Source organism: Desulfosporosinus youngiae DSM 17734 (genome assembly GCF_000244895.1).
GTDB classification, from domain to species: Bacteria; Bacillota; Desulfitobacteriia; order Desulfitobacteriales; family Desulfitobacteriaceae; genus Desulfosporosinus; species Desulfosporosinus youngiae.
Genome location: NZ_CM001441.1, coordinates 2,151,909 through 2,167,931, shown reverse-complemented (window position 1 = coordinate 2,167,931; position 16,023 = coordinate 2,151,909). Strand labels below are relative to the sequence as shown.

14 protein-coding genes are annotated in these 16,023 nt (G+C 40.4%); 5 read left to right on the top strand and 9 right to left on the bottom strand.

What is annotated here, in order from left to right:
- Nucleotides 1-16 precede the first annotated feature (16 nt).
- The 5 genes from gyrA to DESYODRAFT_RS10165 all read right to left on the bottom strand — a co-directional run bounded on the left by gyrA (nt 17) and on the right by DESYODRAFT_RS10165 (nt 6,489).
- Complete coding sequence (gene gyrA / locus DESYODRAFT_RS10185) at nt 17-2,437, bottom strand: DNA gyrase subunit A (protein WP_007782641.1); 2,421 nt, start codon at nt 2,435-2,437, stop codon at nt 17-19.
- A gap of 21 nt (nt 2,438-2,458) precedes the next feature.
- The gene (locus DESYODRAFT_RS10180) at nt 2,459-4,372 is read right to left on the bottom strand and encodes a DNA gyrase/topoisomerase IV subunit B (protein ID WP_007782638.1); all 1,914 of its coding nucleotides are present in this window, start codon (nt 4,370-4,372) and stop codon (nt 2,459-2,461) included.
- 191 nt (nt 4,373-4,563) lie between these two features.
- The gene (locus tag DESYODRAFT_RS10175) at nt 4,564-4,989 is read right to left on the bottom strand and encodes a universal stress protein (RefSeq protein ID WP_007782637.1); all 426 of its coding nucleotides are present in this window, start codon (nt 4,987-4,989) and stop codon (nt 4,564-4,566) included.
- Nucleotides 4,990-5,110: 121 nt separating this feature from the next.
- On the bottom strand, nt 5,111-5,707 hold the full coding sequence (locus DESYODRAFT_RS10170) for an HPP family protein (protein ID WP_007782634.1): 597 nt from the start codon (nt 5,705-5,707) through the stop codon (nt 5,111-5,113).
- A gap of 326 nt (nt 5,708-6,033) precedes the next feature.
- Nucleotides 6,034-6,489, bottom strand: a complete 456-nt coding sequence (locus DESYODRAFT_RS10165; protein ID WP_007782631.1) for a PaaI family thioesterase — start codon at nt 6,487-6,489, stop codon at nt 6,034-6,036.
- 248 nt (nt 6,490-6,737) lie between these two features.
- Between DESYODRAFT_RS10165 and DESYODRAFT_RS10160 the strand changes: the two genes are divergently transcribed.
- The 3 genes from DESYODRAFT_RS10160 to DESYODRAFT_RS27270 all read left to right on the top strand — a co-directional run bounded on the left by DESYODRAFT_RS10160 (nt 6,738) and on the right by DESYODRAFT_RS27270 (nt 8,500).
- Nucleotides 6,738-7,334: a LysE family translocator gene (locus tag DESYODRAFT_RS10160; RefSeq protein ID WP_007782628.1), complete on the top strand. Its 597-nt coding sequence runs from the start codon at nt 6,738-6,740 to the stop codon at nt 7,332-7,334.
- Nucleotides 7,335-7,340: 6 nt separating this feature from the next.
- Nucleotides 7,341-8,150, top strand: coding sequence for a helix-turn-helix transcriptional regulator (locus tag DESYODRAFT_RS10155; protein WP_007782624.1), 810 nt, complete (start codon nt 7,341-7,343; stop codon nt 8,148-8,150).
- Between the two features lie 161 nt (nt 8,151-8,311).
- Entirely contained in the window at nt 8,312-8,500 is a 189-nt protein-coding gene (locus DESYODRAFT_RS27270; protein ID WP_007782621.1) for a hypothetical protein, read from the top strand.
- A 145-nt stretch (nt 8,501-8,645) separates the two neighbouring features.
- Here the strand turns inward: DESYODRAFT_RS27270 and DESYODRAFT_RS10150 are convergent, their stop codons facing one another.
- A complete protein-coding gene (locus DESYODRAFT_RS10150; RefSeq protein ID WP_007782619.1) occupies nt 8,646-10,874 on the bottom strand; it encodes a HelD family protein in 2,229 nt (742 codons plus the stop codon).
- Between the two features lie 356 nt (nt 10,875-11,230).
- Nucleotides 11,231-12,202 carry a hypothetical protein gene (locus DESYODRAFT_RS10145; protein WP_007782617.1) on the bottom strand — a complete coding sequence of 324 codons (972 nt, stop codon included), beginning with the start codon at nt 12,200-12,202 and terminating at the stop codon, nt 11,231-11,233.
- Between the two features lie 411 nt (nt 12,203-12,613).
- Here DESYODRAFT_RS10145 and DESYODRAFT_RS10135 point away from each other — a divergent pair, with 411 nt between their 5' ends.
- Nucleotides 12,614-12,952: a cupin domain-containing protein gene (locus tag DESYODRAFT_RS10135; protein ID WP_007782615.1), complete on the top strand. Its 339-nt coding sequence runs from the start codon at nt 12,614-12,616 to the stop codon at nt 12,950-12,952.
- 195 nt (nt 12,953-13,147) lie between these two features.
- Here DESYODRAFT_RS10135 and DESYODRAFT_RS10130 read toward each other — a convergent pair whose 3' ends face one another.
- Both DESYODRAFT_RS10130 and DESYODRAFT_RS10125 read right to left on the bottom strand, forming a co-directional pair.
- Complete coding sequence (locus DESYODRAFT_RS10130; protein ID WP_085938774.1) at nt 13,148-13,642, bottom strand: YwgA family protein; 495 nt, start codon at nt 13,640-13,642, stop codon at nt 13,148-13,150.
- Entirely contained in the window at nt 13,642-14,970 is a 1,329-nt protein-coding gene (locus tag DESYODRAFT_RS10125; protein WP_007782611.1) for an HD domain-containing protein, read from the bottom strand. Before DESYODRAFT_RS10125 ends, DESYODRAFT_RS10130 begins: the two co-directional genes overlap by 1 nt.
- A 482-nt stretch (nt 14,971-15,452) precedes the next feature.
- Here DESYODRAFT_RS10125 and DESYODRAFT_RS10120 point away from each other — a divergent pair, with 482 nt between their 5' ends.
- Nucleotides 15,453-15,920, top strand: a complete 468-nt coding sequence (locus DESYODRAFT_RS10120) for a hypothetical protein (protein WP_007782609.1) — start codon at nt 15,453-15,455, stop codon at nt 15,918-15,920.
- Nucleotides 15,921-16,023: the final 103 nt, after the last annotated feature.

Sequence of the window (16,023 nt, the reverse complement as noted above, 5' to 3'; positions counted from 1 at the left end):
GTCCCACCTGACGGCCTTATACTATCCCGACCGGGTAATCATTCTGCAGAACAGGGACCCATTGCTTCCCTGGTTTCATCCGCGGTTCCGCTTTAACCTTACGCATTTCAAGTTTTGTTACGGTTCCGCTGAGTTGTATGATGTTTAATATATCATCATCTTGTACATGGCTAACCCCAACAATATAACCCGTACCAACCGAATCTATCTTGCTGATGGCAATTCCTTTTCCCGCCCGGCCTTGAGGTTTGTATTCTTCGAAAGAAGTCCGTTTTATGAATCCCCGTTCGGTCACTGTCACTAAATCTCCAGGAAGATTCCCTTCCGGACCGCTTAACATCAAGGCATCCACAATCCAATCGTTTTTGCCTAATGTCATTCCCTTGACTCCATGTGATTTTCGTCCCATGGGGTTAATGTCCGTCTCCGGGAATCGAATAGATTGTCCTTTATAGGTAGCGAGAAATAATTCTCCCTGACCATCGCTAAGGAAGACTTTAACAATAACATCCTCACCCTTAAGCCCCATAGCTTCGGAAGAGCGGGCATTTGCAAAATCACTCACCGGACTCCGCATAACTTGTCCATCCTTAGTAACAAATACAAAGAAAAGCTCTTCTGTAACATCTTTTACAGGAAGGGTAGAAACTACCTTTTCCTCTGCTGGCAATGTGAATAGATTGGTCAGAGGCCCTCCTTTATCTTTATTCTTTGCTTCCGGAACTGTTTTGGCGTTAATGGTGTAGAAATCCCCTGATTGAGTGAAAAAATAAAGCGTATCCTTGTTCGTACAATTTATCCTTTCCTTTAAGGTATCTCCATCCTTAAAAGCACAAACCGGCGCGCTGTCTTTCTTCTGCTTGGTTTGGCCTGAGATCCGTTTTATAAAACCATTGGCAGTAATCATGACTTGATATAAACTTTCAGGTTCTTCAAAGGAACTTAGATCGACCTGCTCTCTCATTTCCTCGGGTAAGATGAACGTACGCCGGTCATCTCCATGCTTATCACCAATCTCCTTGAGTTCCTTTTTAATAATATCGTAAACCTTGTTCACATCTGCCAGGATACTTTCCAGATGGGCAATAAGTTTTAAGACCTCTTGATGTTCTTTTTTAATACCGTCCAATTCAAAGTTGGTTAAATTCTGCAGTTTCATATCCAAAATAGCTTGTGCTTGAATCTCAGACAGTTCAAAGCGTGTAATAAGTGAGGCCTTAGCTATTGATGGTGTTTTACTGGCACGAATTAAGGCAATCACTTCGTCGAGGTTATTAATGGCAATAACTAAACCTTCGAGGATGTGAGCTTTTAAACGGGCCTTCTCCAAATCGTATTCTGTACGTTTTGTGACAACGATTTTTCTATGTTCAATAAACGCTGCATTGATTTCTTTCAGACCAAGAACCTTCGGGGTCCCCTCAGCCGTAATCACCAGGTTAATGATACCAAAGGTTTCTTCCAATTGAGTATGCTTATACAGCAGCCGCAGAACCTGCAGCGGGTCAGCCTCTTTTCGGCAATCAACAACAAGCCTTATTCCTTCCCGGTCGGATTCATCCCTAACCTCACTGATTCCCTCGATTTTACCTGAATCAGACAGTGTATCAATCTTGGCAGCCAAGGTGGATTTATTAACTTGATAAGGAATCTCGGTAATTATGATTGAGCTTTTACCATTTTTACCTTGCTCAATCAGGGCTTTACCACGCATCGTCACTTTTCCGCGTCCTGTTTTATAAGCATTGGCAATACCCTCCGTGCCGATAATCAGTCCCCCTGTCGGGAAGTCCGGACCGCTCACCTTTTCCATGAGTTCATCGACTGTAACTTGCGGGTTATCTATTTGAAGTATTACGCCGGCTATAACTTCCCGCAAATTATGGGGCGGGATATTCGACATCATCCCCACCGCAATCCCGGACCCACCGTTCACCAAAAGGTTGGGGAACGGACTCGGAAGCACGACCGGCTCTTTAAGTCTCTGATCATAGTTTTCTTTGAAAGGAATCGTATTTTTTTCAATATCCTGAGTCATAAGCTCAGATAGATGGGTCATTCTCATTTCCGTGTAACGCATGGCGGCAGCGCTATCTCCATCAATTGAGCCAAAATTCCCCTGGCCGTCTATCATAGGATATCGTGTTGCCCAAGGCTGGGCCATACGAACTGCGGATTCATAAATTGACGAGTCTCCATGGGGATGATATTTCCCCATGCAATCCCCTACAAGCCGTGCCGACTTGCTATACGGCTTATCTGCGTGCATCCCGATTTCATCCATGGAAAATAAAATTCTGCGATGAACCGGTTTAAGCCCGTCCCTAACGTCCGGAACAGCCCTCTGTAAGATAACGTGTTTGGAATATCCTAAAAATGCCTCCGGTAAAACGTCTTCAAGCGGACGCTGAATAATGTTGTCCTCTGTCATACTCATTGGGCAGATCTCCCCCTAAAACTACATATCATCGTCCGTAAAGACGATATTCTCCATCATGAATTCCCGCCTTGGCTCAACTTGCTCACTCATCAGAATTCTCAGCTTACGCTCCGCTTCTAAAGTATCGTCGATCGTTACCTGAATCATCCGCCTATTGACCGGATTGAGAGTTGTTTCCCAAAGCTGTTCCGGGTTCATTTCACCAAGCCCTTTGTAACGCGAAACCTTAGCGGTTTTCCCCAGTTCTTTAAGTTCTTTTTTAAGCTCATCGTCATCAAAGGCATAGCGTATTATTTTGCCCCGTTCCTTCTCCACTTTATATAGAGGGGATTGGGCGATATAGACCCTTCCGTTTAAAATTAAGGGCTTCATGTATCGATAGAAAAACGTCAGCAGTAAACAGCGAATATGCGCTCCGTCAATATCTGCATCCGTCATAATACACACACGGGCATAATTGCCTTTTTCTATGTCAAATTCCTTGCCAATTCCCGAGCCAACCGCGGTGATGATGCTTCTGATTTCCTCGTTTTCCAAGACCTTGTCTATCTTAGCACGATAAGTATTGATGACCTTTCCCCGCAGAGGAAGAATGGCCTGAAAGCGCCGGTCACGTCCCATTTTAGCAGACCCACCGGCACTGTCTCCCTCGACAAGGAAAAGTTCATTACGGGATTTATCTTTCCCGCTGCAAGCCGCAAGTTTGCCGCTGAGTGCTTTGACCTCCGCATCCCGGGCTTTCTTCTTCAGTTCCTTAGCTTTTTTAGCCGCCATTCTTATCAGGCAGGTTGTTAACGCACGATTGATAACTTCTTTAGCCGTCGAAGAATTTTTCTCAAAGAATTGAGTAATCCCCTCATTGGTCAGGGACTGGACAATTCCCTCTATTTCCATGTTCGAAAGTTTTGTCTTAGTCTGACCCTCAAATTGGGGATCTTTGACTTTTAAGGCCAGCACACAGGTCAGGCCATCTTTAAGATCATCCCCAATCAGATTTTCTTCTTTCTTAAAGAGATTGTTTTTACGTCCATAATTATTGAAAACCTTGGTTAAAGCCGTACGGAAGCCAGACTCATGAGTTCCTCCCTCATCCGTAGGGATATTGTTAACATACGAATGCAGGGATTCATCATCCCCGTTATTATACTGGATAGCACATTCCACGATCACATCGTCTTTTTCCCCATAAAAATAGATAGGTTTTTTATGTACGGGTAAATAGCTGGATTCTTGGATTAAATGTTCCACAAAGCCTACAATTCCATTTTTTGAAGAAAAGGTTTCCGATTTCGGTTCCCCGCGCTGATCCGTTAAACTAATTGTCAGACCGCTGTTGAGAAAAGAGAGTTCCTTTAAACGGCTTTTAAGTGAGTCATATTTGAAAACCGTCGTTTCTTTGAAAACATGGGGATCCGGCTTAAACGTAACCGTTGTTCCTGTGCCGTTAACTTTTTTACCGACGATATGTAAATCCGACTTAAGTTTGCCTCCATCGACATACTCCACACGATAACGTTTTCCATTCCGTTTTATATCAACGGTTACATAGAGGCACAAAGCATTAACCACACTTGCGCCGACGCCATGTAATCCTCCGGAGGTTTTGTAAGTTTCTCCGCTGAATTTGCCTCCGGCATGCAAGGTTTCAAAGGCCAGCCGTACAGCGGAAATTTTCTTATCAGGATGAATATCAACGGGAATTCCACGTCCATTATCCTCGATGGTTATCGATCCATCTTTATTAAGCGTAACTGAGATGAGATCACAAAATCCTGCCCCGGCCTCATCAATGGCATTATCAATAATTTCATAGGCTAAATGATGAAGCCCCCGGCTTCCGGTTGAACCGATATACATGCCAGGACGTTTGCGGACTGCCTCCAGCCCCTCTAAAACCTGGATAGACTCTGCGTTATATTGCTTTGCTGACAAAGAACAGTTCACTCCTAACACTTTTTAACAATAAATTGACAATACGTACAATATCATCTACTTAACCCTTTTGTCTACCTAATTAGGCTTTAGCAGTATTGAAGAAAGAATCATTGCTCAGTTATGATAGTATCATAACCAAAAAAATAAGAGAACGTTTAGCCATCAATTTCTAAAACGTTCTCCTCTATCTATTTCACAATCATAACCGAACATTCCGCTTTACTTAAAATACGCTGGCTGACACTTCCCAGCATTGATCCCGCAATCGGCCCGTAACCACGATTCCCCATAACCACAAGATCAAATCCCCCGTTTTTGATCTCTTCCAAGATAGCCGCCGCCGGATGTCCTGGTTTTTGTTTCTTCTCAAGCTGAACTGTTCCGGTGTCAATCCCTGCTAAAGTCGCCGCCAGAGCCTCTCTCCCGTAAATACCGATTTCCTCCTGGGGTACGGTTACACCACTGGAAAGCGTATAGCCCAAGGCCTCGGGTGTATAGACCACATGAAGAAGGAGCATCCGGGCATCATAGTTCCCGGCTAATTCCAAGGCTATAGCAAAAGCACGTCGTGCGGCTTCGGAAGCATCGGTTGGAACTAAAATTCGTTTAAACATTAGTTACCCCCTTTTTGGTTTTTTACTCACTTATTGCAGATAAATCCTTCAACACTCCTTTCCGCCGTTTTCCGGCATTCTCCCTGGAATCCGCTCTGGATTCTTCTGTTCCTTCTCTCGATTAAAGCCAATACCTTGGATAGCGTCGGTTAGGGGACAGGTTATTGATAAGAAGCCCGATGATTACCAGTATTACGGTACCTGCCAACATGGGAGTCAAAATATAGCCTGGCTGAACCTGGGTCATGACCCCAAAAAGAGCCGTCGCCCCTCCCGGCGGGTGAGTCGTTTTGGTAAGCAGCATAATGAGAAGCGCTAGAGCCGTTCCCACAGCCGGCGACCACCATGTCAAACCGAACATCATCACTGTGATTACCGCCGCTGCTGCTGAAAGCGTGTGGCCGAGAATCACATTGCGCGGCTGGGCCATAGGGGCATCCGGAGCACCAAACACCAGTACCGCAGATGCGCCGAAGGATGCCACAACCCCTATGTCAAACTTGTTGGATAATAAAACGATGACGGTTATCCCCAATAATGTTCCGCCGATAGAAAGGAGCACATCTAAGGGCACAGGCGCCACTAGCGGTGTCGTCCTCCTGGCACCCTTCATTTTAGTTATGTACTTAAATAATAAAGATGATTCCTTAAGGCCATCGTTTGGATTTTCTAAATTCGAAGGATTCCTGACTTCCTCTGTTTCGGTCACTGCCTGCACCTCAAATTCACTCCCAACCCACTTTCATTACTTAATTATAACTCTAATCACGCTTAGAAACTGTTATCAACGTCACACTTTTTATAAGATGCCGGTGGAACGCATGGTTTTCTCCGGGGATGGCAACAAGGTTTTGTTCTTCATCTTTATTGCAACAAAAAAGAGAGAATGCCTCTCTCTCCGTAAATTCCCGTCAATATCCTCCGCCTTTGACCCAGGGGGTTGAGGGGCGCGCCGACGCGGTTAGCAAATGAGCTGTTAATCACATCTCTGTTTACTGCACCATATTTACTCTTCCGATAATAATTGAGGTTAAACTGTGTAAATTATGAGCGATCTTTAAGCATTATCATTGTTGCCGACATAGTAGCAACTAGTTTTTGCTCATCTCCAATTATAGAAAAAACCTCTCCTGAACAAAAGTTAATTGTTCTGCCTGGTTTAACTACTTTTCCCCTAGCCAGGAACATTTCTCCCTTAGCCGGAGACAGAAGATTCACCTTGAATTCGATTGATAGTACTGAAGAATCAGCCGGCATTAAACTAAACGCCGCATAGCCGCAGGCAGAATCTACAATGGTAGTGACTATTCCTGCATGAAGAAAACCATTCTGTTGGGTCAGATCATTTCTAAAGGGCATGAGAATTTCAACTTCCCCAGGAAGGACCTTTGTAAGCTCAGCGCCAATTAAGTTCATTACGGATTGTTGAGAAAAACTTGTGCGAACATTATCCTCAAAATCCGGGTTCTGTGGAATAAAGTTAGTTTTGGATTCAATCACAAAATCTCTCCTTTGCCTTTGAATTCTGATGTATGCCCCCCTCTTATAACTAAGTATATTCTATATGTTTATTATTTAAAGAGCTACTCATATCTCCGCTATGTTGATTTCAGATAACGTTCCAGCGTATATAATGGGATAAAGAGGAAATGAGAAAAAGCTATCTATAATCCTGCAATAACATACTATCTTCCCTTTGATTTAAGGATGTATAATTCATGAAACGCTTTTTCAAAGGAGTTTGCTTCATGAGTATTACATCGTTTTTAATATACTGTTTTATTGTTACATTTACACCAGGTCCTACAAATATCGTTATATTATCCACCGCACATAACTTTGGGACAAAAAAGGCAATGGAATATGCCTATGGAGCAACTATTGCTTTTGGTTTATTACTTGGTATTTCCGCTGTGTTGAATACTGTTCTTATAGCAGTAATACCAAAGATTTTAAGTATTATGCAGATAATCGGAAGCTGCTATATACTCTATCTTGCTTATCAAATATACAAAATGGATGTATCGGAGTCGGCTGAGATACAAACCGCTACTTTTCTTTCCGGTTTCCTTATGCAGTTTGTAAACCCAAAAGTCGTACTGTTCACTATGACAGTTATTCCAAGCTTTGTTATGCCGTACTATGCTGCTCCGGCCGCACTGGCAGTATTTGCTGTTGCTATAACAATTATTGGATTTTGCGCATTTGTTACATGGGTTCTCTTTGGTGTAGTGTTCAAAGAATTTTTGAAGAACTATCAAAAGACGGTTAATATGGTTATGGCATTATTTTTAGTTTATTCTGCGCTAATGGCATCTGGGGTAGTTGAGCTAATTAAGAGGTGATTTATTGTGGATAGATTTATATATAAAAAATCAACGGATGTTACTGCGTTGTCAGCAAGCTTTGCTGATTTTAAATATAAGAAGCACTCTCACAGGGAGTATGCCTTAGGTGTAACACTGCGGGGCATTCAGCAGTATATCTTAGATGGCAGTCAACAATCATCCTATCAAAATGGTGTTATGCTTTTTAATCCGGAACAGCCGCATGACGGTATGGCACACGATAAGACAGGTATTGATTATGTTATGGTATATATTGAGCCGAAACTGTTTTTAGAGATTCTTGAAAAGAAGGAGATAGTCCGCTTCTCTTCCCCGATTGTCTATAATTACAGGCTTCAGCAAAAAATATTAAACCTTTCTTGTGCAATATTAGGCGGAAAAGCTGAAGCATTGTGCAGCGAATTGCTTTTATCTCTTGCCGATAGCTTTACACAGTCCAATCTTTTGATGAGTTACAGAAAGGATAATGATCTAACCAGAAAAGCAAAGGATATGATTCATTCCAGCCTGGAAAATGTCCTAAGACTTGATGACATTTGCCGAGAACTTGATATTTCAAAATTTAAGTTTATCAGAATGTTTAAAGCCGGTACTGGAATTTCGCCATATCAATATTTTCTAAACTGCAGGGTAGAACTTGCAAAGCAGTTAATAGAAAAAAACAAAGATGTTTATTCAGCAATAGCAGAATGTGGTTTTGTTGATTTAACACATTTAAATAAGCATTTTAAAAGCATCTATGGAATAACAGCATTTGAATATATGTCCTCCCTAAGTCAGGGAGGACTAGTGTCAAGCCGGGACGGACGATAACTGTTTGCTCAGGCGAAGTTTTTGCTCTAGGTCCAGAAGAACCCAAATTGGTTGCCACAATGACGGCAACGATGATGACGCTTCAATGTCGTCCCGGAGTCGCCAAGGGCTAAGAACTTTGAAACCCTATGTGATAATTAGATGAGAGAGGGAATAAAAGGATGAATAGTGAGACTAGAACTGAATTAGCTGTTTGTGGATTGGATTGTACAAGATGCGCGGACTATGAAAATTGCGGCAAACAATTTGAAGGCGAGACCAGAGAAAGATGGCTGGAGCGAAACAATCGAATAAACGAAGTTGGCGTTGGGAATTATTATCTGGAACAAAGCAAATTACCTAGATATTAACAGCAAGTCTATTGGCAGATGTCTTTATGTCCATACTTTTAGATTAAATACTATAAATGACCGGACACCGCAGATTTTTGCCGCCGAGATCAACAGTATTAAAGACCAGGCTGAAAAAATGCTGCTTTCTAATTAATTCGATTCCTTAAATCAATGGACTCCTAGCTCCTTGGTAATAAATAATAAGCCGATGGAGCGCCCGCGTACAAGCAATGTACAGTAATTTTTTATCAAAATCACTCGCATAGTTTTCCTTATTAACATCATAAACAATCACAACATCGAATTCTAAACCTTTCGCCATATAAGATGGTATGACCACTGCACCTTTAATAACTTCCCCGCCCTGTGGTTTAATTTGGGTAATTTGCACCGATTTTTGCAACCGGCAATACACCTTTTCTGCTTCAGCTTGAGTTTTGCAGATTACAGCGATAGATTCATACCCTTGCTCTGTATACTTTGCAATTTCCTCTATGATAGCCTTATCCATCGACTCACGTGTTTCCTGGTAAAGAACCAAGGGTTCTTCGCCATGCCGTTCAATAGAACAATAATTCTGTTTGCCGCCTTCACTCAGAAGCTTCTGCGTGAAGGTGTTTATTTCATAGGTTGACCTATACCCTTTATCTAAAGACAGCTTAGCCGATTTAGGCTTATTGAATATCTCACAAATATCATCATAGACTGAACGATCCATTGTCTTTTCCATCGTCTGATGAATGTCTCCCAAGACTGTATAAGCCGCATTTTTGTACAATAGCTTAAAAACCTCATATTGCAGGGGAAAATAGTCCTGGGCTTCATCAATGACCACATGCTTGATCTCGGAAAACAGATCATTCCCTTCGATTTTTAACTTAAGATAAAGAAGCGGCGTATAATCCTCATAGTGTACTTGCCCGCTGCGAAGATTCTGTCGGGTTGAAGAAACAATTTCTTCAATATTCTCCGGCAGTTCCAGGCCATGCGCTAGTTTAACCAACAACCCAGGGCTATTGAAAAGCAGTTCATACAACTGTCCATAATCAACCAGCATAAATTTCTGAATCCGTTCCCGAAAAGCCTTGGCTTGTTTAATCGCTAATAACCGGCTGAAGGACTTTATTTCGAGTTCATGCTCCTTATGGTTTTCTACGATCTTTTCCAGGCGCTGAAGCCTCTTTTTCTGTAAGGGATGAAACGTTTCCAAGAGCTTGGATTCAATTCTTTTGAGCTGTTTTGCCATGGGAATACCCATTTCATTGTTTAGAAAACGAGTCTTTAGCTCTTGCCTGGTCGCAAGAATCTCTCCGTTATAATATATATCGTCAAAGACAATGATTCGATGGGCATAATACCATAGTAATCGGTCAAGAATTTGCTTAAATATTTTCGAGCCTTTGAAAGCAATGCTTTGATGCCTTAGATCTCCACCCGTCTTTGTCCGGGAATGTATCAAGGTTTCCAGCTGCATATCCCGGGTTTCTTCTCCAAACCTGCCTTTAAAAGCATCAAATACCAGCTCATCAAAAATGCATTGTCTCACGTTTTCTTCTCCGAGTTCAGGGAGAACACTAGAAATATACCGGCTAAAAACAGTGTTCGGAGAAATTATGATGACATCATTGGACTGCAGCTTGGAATCAAGGCCCTCATATAAGAGAAAAGCAATCCTATGCAGGGCAATGGATGTTTTGCCGCCGCCCGCTACTCCTTGGACGATTAAGAGCTCATGATCCTTATCCCTGATAATGACATCTTGTTCCTTCTGAATAGTTTCAATAATATGTTTCATTTTAGCTGAAGTATTGCGGCTTAACACTTCCTGCAGAATGTCGTCGGTAATTCTGACACTGCAATCAAAATAATATTTGAGCTCAGAATTTCGGATTAGATACTGCCTTTTCAAGGAAACATCTCCCTGACTAATTCCCGTTGGCGTGTCATACGTAGCTTTGCCTGGTTCAAATCGGTAAAACACGCTGGAAATAGGCGCACGCCAGTCATAAACGTATGCTTCCCCTGTGTTTTTATCCATTAAATTATGAAGGCCAATGTAAATTCTTTCTTTTTCACTGTAACCCTGTTCTATAAAGTCAAACCGGCCAAAGTAAGGCGAGTTTTTCATTTTGTTGAGTTTTTTAAGATGCAGCGGATTGAAGGTTGAAATTTGATTATGAACTTGGGAAAGATACAGGTTTACATCAATAAGACTCTCAAAGTCAGTTGAAACATGAACTGTATTTTCATACATTTCCTTTCTGGCGGCGATTAAATCACTCTTCTTTTCTGCTAAGCTGCACTCTTCTTTTTCTATTTCGTGGTTAATAAAAGCCAGCGTTTTCTTAAGATACTCCATTTCCTCTTGATGACTTTTTTGTTTGCTGTCCATTTGGATCACGCTCCTAAACAAATTTTAGAAAACACTTGACGTTCATATAGCCTTTATGCTATAATAAAAATAGGGATTACTAAGTTATAATGTTTGGATTATGTCTATTTTTTATTATACAATAAGGGTATTCCCGTGTAAAGTAAACTTCCTTATCTTTTAATCCATTCTTCAATAAAAACAAAATGCGTTGGTGTGAGAATTTCTATCTTCTCAACCAACGCATTCATTATTTACTCTCAAACACTTACGGTCTGAAGCGTGTTAGGGTATGCATTATTCAACGTACTCTTCCCTGGTATGATTCTAGGATAACAATATACCTTATTGTCAACCACTGTTCACCTGACGTATAGTCACTTTATTTTAAAGCTACTTCGAGTAGTTTGACTTATACCATTAAATGTTAACATCAATCTAATCTTGTAGGCCTCTCCTGAAACCAAATGTGATTTTGGTATAGTGTAGGAATAATTTTTTCCCTCATTATTAACCCAAGACTCAAGAATTACACGTTGGCCTTCTGAGTCTTCAATTTCTAATTCCATATAAGGCCTTCCACGAACATCGTTCCATTCAAACTGCCACTTTAAAGTTAGATCAGCCAACGAAAGTTCGGCATTCTTATCGGGAAAAGTAATTATTGGCTCACGCAAAATGTCATTATCCACTTTAATGATGGCCTGGGTGGCCGATAGATTAACCGGTCTAACAGTCAGCCAATGCGGATACATTCTTTCGACTCCCAGTGGAGGAGTTGCGCTCAATGCAAATGAATATTCAGCCCCACCAAGAAACTTTGAAGCAGGAATCGTGTAACTACGGACATCTCCAAGGTATGCATCTACTATTGTTTCAGAGGCTCTGGAATAACCGTCTCCTAGTCTTGTTAATTTTAAGAGATAACCTTTAGCAGTTCCTTCCCAGCGAACTGTTAGACTTTGCCTAAGGGGCAGCTGAATATTACCCACTGGGTAGAGAAGTAGGGGTCTTTCAATCGTGTAAAGCCCATCGGGTGTTTTAAAGGTTTCCCTCGTGTAGATTGGCTCGCTGTTTTCGGGCTTTGTTGCTTGAGGAACACTCGCCGCCACAGTAGCTACTTCTGAGATGGATGTAATTTGTTCCGGTTTATTGTTTTCCACTTCACTAGGATTGTTAATATTATTAGAATCAGGTTCCCCTACTGTTTTCACCATATCTCCAACTATTTCTGCTGGCTGCTCCTCAGTCTTATTATCAACTTGATTACTTTTTGCAGGTAAACAACCTGCTATCAGCAACAATAGCAAAAGGATTAACCCTGATAACTTAATTCGTTGTGTAAGCAAAACTATCTTGCTCCTTTCATACTACATTTCGCTAGCAAGAAGGCTTTTCCTTTTACTAATATATCCCAGCATGGACTTTTTTGGGGGAGCAAGCTTGCTTAAGCCTTGCTTCTGCATAAGCTCTCCATCTCTCCATTTCATCAACAGAGATCGAGTCGGCATCTTCCGATTGCTGCCGTTAATCCCATCCCTGAAGACATTCAACGTAGCCCCTTATGGTCATCAACAAAGCCAACCCGTTAGAAGTTTATTCTTTTAGCGAGCGGCGCTGATTCGCATAAAATTTGAGATTGCCTAAATAATATCTCCTGTGCAACAAAAGGTGATTTCAATCACAGATAAGTTTTTCAGGTAATATTAAACTAAAAATAACAATCGTAAGAAGAAAGAATTTACAAGGAGGTAATTAAATTGGTTAATGTAGTAAAAAACATTGAGTTTTCTAAAGCACTGAAGTTAGATGAGTTAATAAGTTACCAACCAGGGCAGGTGGTTAGCAAGACTCTGGCACAGATTCCCACAGCAAATGTAACATTGTTTTCACTTGATAAAGGCGAAGGCATCAGCACTCATACCACTTCAGGAGACGCAATTGTTCAAGTTTTAGATGGTGAGGCAGAAATTATGATTGGAAATGATCTTATAATTGTTAAAGCGGGGGAGACCGTTATTATGCCTTCCGGTATACCTCACGGACTAGAGGCCCGAAAGCGTTTTAAGATGCTCTTGACTGTTATAAAAGGACAATAGACCAACATTTTCTTTCCAAATCCTGGAATGGAAATGCTTCACGTTCTTCGAAAAACTCATCGAAATTGGCTAAATAGTTTCATATATCTATAATAAGCAACCACACAATTGCTTGTCCAGTAAAAGCAACTGTGTGGTTGCGTGTCCGGCTTTTCTGTGAAAGCCTTCTAGCTTTGCCAAACTTCCGGGTAAATCCTAGAAGTTCATCATTTGATGATAATATTTCATGGCTTCATCAATACACCCCGCAAGATGAGGTTTAAGTTCAAGCGCCTTCTTTTTTGCCCCTTCCGAATCATAGTTAGAATCAAGTAAAAAAGCATAAGTACTAACCATTTCTAAGAACTGTGAGCTTTGCAGATTGAGAGACGCGACTAAATCCTGATTTATATTTTCCTTATACTGGCAGTTTAGCTGGTTCATAAATTCTTTCCCGCGGTCAGTAATTTGATAGGTATAACCATAGCTTGATCTTATTTCATCCAGCATCCCATAGCTCACCATAAAATCTATTTCTTGCTGTAACTCAGCCGAATAAGGCCCATAGTGATGGTACTGATACTTAAACGGAAAATTAGACCCAGCGATTGAAAGCAAATGAACCATTTTCTGCAATTTTTTTCTTCCATGTATTAAATCGGCCTGATTAAAAAGCTTTAATAATAAATAAGCAGAATCAAACAACGCCATCAGCCTCCCAATAATTTCGTTTTATGTTCATCCGGCAAAAAGACACGTTCAATTAAAATATTCTTATTTCTAATCTGACTAATAATTCCTGAAATATTAGATAACTCTTTAACATTTCCCTTCTCATCAAATAAAAAAATCTGTTCTGAAGCTTCCCTTTCGGATTCTTCTTCTTTTCCTTCGCTCTTAGTTTTCTGCAGAATATAATGATCTTTATATGAACTGCTGGATGCTTGATCTCGCAATAGATAATATTTATCAGGGATCCCTAATTCTCTATAATAATTCATTGCTGTTATGTAGAAACCCAGGATATCATCTACGCTCACAGTTTTAAAGAAGTTTCTATAAATAAGTCGAGCACACAAGTCAGATAAAATTTGATCCGAATGTTTAGACCACATCCAAATATAATGCCACATTGTGTTATCAGTCAAGTTAAGATAATTATTAACGGTATCCTTAAGCGAAATGTTAGTAGGATCTTTTTCTAACTCCTTCAATATTACATGTAAATCCTCAGGTAATTCTGTTTTTTCCTCTTTCGCTAATTCAGAAGCTCTTTCAAAAATTTTATCGATAATGAGTTCGGCACTTCTGGTTGCTTTATGAAAGTAAACATTGACATACATATAGTAGCGAGCCATGACAAAATCTTCAGCAATACTAAATCCTTTGTTAAGGTCCAGCCCGACTTCAATATCATCATTAACCTCGCCAAGTCGTAAACAGTTGATCATCCATTCAAGATCAAAGCTGCCGTATCCTGCCCCAGTAAGCTTGGAATCCCTAAGTAAATAATCAATACGATCTGTATCTAATTGGCTTGAAAGTAACTTTACTACAGCCTTGGATGAATGAGTTCTTTGAATTACATCGGCAACTTCCCTTGCAAAACCGGGTTTATAATCCTCAAGGATCGAATTTATCTCCGTAGAACCTAGAATTATCTCAACAGTCCATTTCTCATGTTTAATTTTAGTGGTTTTTTCAAGGGCATGCGAAAAAGGACCGTGACCAATGTCATGTAACAACGCAGCGGTTTCTGCTAAAATTCTATTATCACTTAAATCTTCAATATATTTTTGATCGATGTCACCTTTTAAAGAAATAATCTTATCTAAAAATCTTTTCATTAAATGAGTTACACCCAAAGAATGTGTAAATCGAGAATGCTCTGCACCTGGATAAGTAAATGAAGATAATCCCAATTGCTTAATATGTCTAAGCCTTTGAAATTCCCTTGTATCAATTAGCTTCAGTAAAATTTTCTCAGAATTCTTATCAAAAAGAATAATATTATGTATTGGATCTCTAAAAGCTTTCACATAATCACCCCCACAACCTAGAAATCACTATTCCATTTCTATATTCAATTATTATTTCCTTCCGGGATATTTGTAAAATCAGCTAAAATTTGTCTTATTTTGCAAGCCAATGGTTACTCTCACCTTTACCATCGATGAAACGCCCTCTTCAACATTTTACAATCAACGCAAACATCATTCATTTACTTGTTTCGCAATACGCATATTTGTCAATACCGAACCTATGTTCTTATTATATCCTTCATCCCGTAGTTCTTCAATGATTTGTTTTTAATCCCCTCCCGCCTTAAAGTTTTAAATCCGTTTTATCACCTTTAAAATATCATCCATGTTCTTATATACCATTGGACATTCATTCAGGGTTTCTGCCATCAACACACCCTGTTACGTCCTCTATTTCGCCTGGCATTTATTATCTTTTCATAAATCAAATTAGCTAAGGGAATAATAATATTTAATTTCTGGTATCAGGAGGGGATATATTGATTAAGGATAAAATTCTAACAGGGGCACTGATTGGTTTACTAGCAGATGTACTAAAACTAATTACCAACTATATTCTTTATTCACTTGGTTATACTAAGGTTGTTTTTTGGCAAATTGTTGCTACCCTTTTTCTTCACAAGGACTACCTCTATGATACGTCCGCTTATTTCATAGGAGGGGTCGCAGATATTATCTTTACGTCTATGTTAGGAGTGATTTTTGTACATGTAATTTACCTTTGGGGTTCAAAGTACTTATGGATAAAAGGGTTAGCCTATGGGTTGGTGGTTTGGGTTAGCGTCTTTGGTCTATTAATCAGTCGGATAGCTGAAGAAAAGCTACCCCAAGATCCCAATGGTGTGGTTGTTACAATTATTGCCCATATTGTCTTTGGCCTATCTTTGGCCTACTTTACCCGGGCTTTTAAACAAGATAGAGCAATACCGGTCATAAAGTATAAGTAAAAAACCATTCAACAGGTTCATTTCATAATTCAGTTCCTTGAAGGCTTTCTCCAGGCGCTCTAGGCTTAATATACCCCCCTTTTACAAGGGGGGTCTTGAACGA